The following is a 1,043-nucleotide window of genomic DNA, read 5'->3' on the forward strand; positions in this document are numbered from 1 at the left end:
TGATACGGAGAAGGAGAGATTCGAACTCTCGCGCCGCTTACGCGACCTACACCCTTAGCAGGGGCGCCTCTTCAGCCACTTGAGTACTTCTCCAATATGGGCCTAAATGGACTCGAACCATCGACCTCACGCTTATCAGGCGTGCGCTCTAACCAGCTGAGCTATAGGCCCATTGATGAACAAAGCGGGTGACGAGAATCGGACTCGCGACAACAGCTTGGAAGGCTGTGGTTTTACCACTAAACTACACCCGCATTATAAATCATATAAAAAAAGTGGCGCGGGACAGAATCGAACTGCCGACACATGGAGCTTCAATCCATTGCTCTACCGACTGAGCTACCGAGCCAAAAGCGGTCCGTACGAGACTCGAACTCGTGATCTCCTGCGTGACAGGCAGGCGTCCTAAACCAACTAGACCAACGAACCAAAATTGCGGGAGCTGGGTTTGAACCAACGACCTTCGGGTTATGAGCCCGACGAGCTACCAGACTGCTCCATCCCGCGATAATAAGAAGGAGGATGAGAGATTCGAACTCTCGCGTGGTTTGACCCACCTAGCGGTTTTCAAGACCGCCCCCTTCAGCCACTTGGGTAATCCTCCATGCTAAAACTATAAAAATAACTCTACGAGTCAATGGACCTTGTAGGACTCGAACCTACGACCGAACGGTTATGAGCCGTTTGCTCTAACCAACTGAGCTAAAGGTCCAAGACTTATATCGCGGCAGGGGGGATCGAACCCTCGACCTCCCGGGTATGAACCGGACGCTCTAGCCAGCTGAGCTACACCGCGATGAAAAAATGATAGTACTTCTATCAATCGGGAAGACAGGATTCGAACCTGCGACCCCCTGGTCCCAAACCAGGTGCTCTACCAAGCTGAGCTACTTCCCGAAATGAACTAATGCACCCAGTAGGAGTCGAACCTACAACCTTCTGATTCGTAGTCAGACACTCTATCCAATTGCGCTATGGGTGCAAAATATGCCGAGGACCGGGATCGAACCGGTACGGTCATCACTGACCGCAGGATTTTAAGT

General features: G+C 51.7%; 11 tRNA genes. All 11 read right to left on the reverse strand.

What is annotated here, in order from left to right:
* Positions 1–5 precede the first annotated feature (5 nt).
* The 11 genes from FC85_RS12740 to FC85_RS12790 all read right to left on the reverse strand — a co-directional run bounded on the left by FC85_RS12740 (position 6) and on the right by FC85_RS12790 (position 982).
* Positions 6–93 (reverse strand) — tRNA-Ser (locus FC85_RS12740).
* A gap of 4 nt (positions 94–97) precedes the next feature.
* A tRNA-Ile gene (locus FC85_RS12745) sits at positions 98–171 on the reverse strand.
* 12 nt (positions 172–183) lie between these two features.
* Positions 184–254 (reverse strand) — tRNA-Gly (locus FC85_RS12750).
* Positions 255–276: 22 nt separating this feature from the next.
* Positions 277–349: transfer RNA gene (locus FC85_RS12755), tRNA-Phe, on the reverse strand.
* A gap of 5 nt (positions 350–354) precedes the next feature.
* Positions 355–429 (reverse strand) — tRNA-Asp (locus tag FC85_RS12760).
* A gap of 4 nt (positions 430–433) precedes the next feature.
* A tRNA-Met gene (locus FC85_RS12765) sits at positions 434–507 on the reverse strand.
* Between the two features lie 9 nt (positions 508–516).
* Positions 517–604 (reverse strand) — tRNA-Ser (locus FC85_RS12770).
* A gap of 34 nt (positions 605–638) precedes the next feature.
* Positions 639–712: transfer RNA gene (locus tag FC85_RS12775), tRNA-Ile, on the reverse strand.
* 10 nt (positions 713–722) lie between these two features.
* A tRNA-Met gene (locus FC85_RS12780) sits at positions 723–796 on the reverse strand.
* Between the two features lie 27 nt (positions 797–823).
* A tRNA-Pro gene (locus FC85_RS12785) sits at positions 824–897 on the reverse strand.
* An 11-nt stretch (positions 898–908) separates the two neighbouring features.
* A tRNA-Arg gene (locus FC85_RS12790) sits at positions 909–982 on the reverse strand.
* Positions 983–1,043 lie beyond the last annotated feature (61 nt).

The sequence above is a fragment of the Lentilactobacillus diolivorans DSM 14421 genome, from assembly GCF_001434255.1.
In the GTDB taxonomy this organism is placed as follows: domain Bacteria; phylum Bacillota; class Bacilli; order Lactobacillales; family Lactobacillaceae; genus Lentilactobacillus; species Lentilactobacillus diolivorans.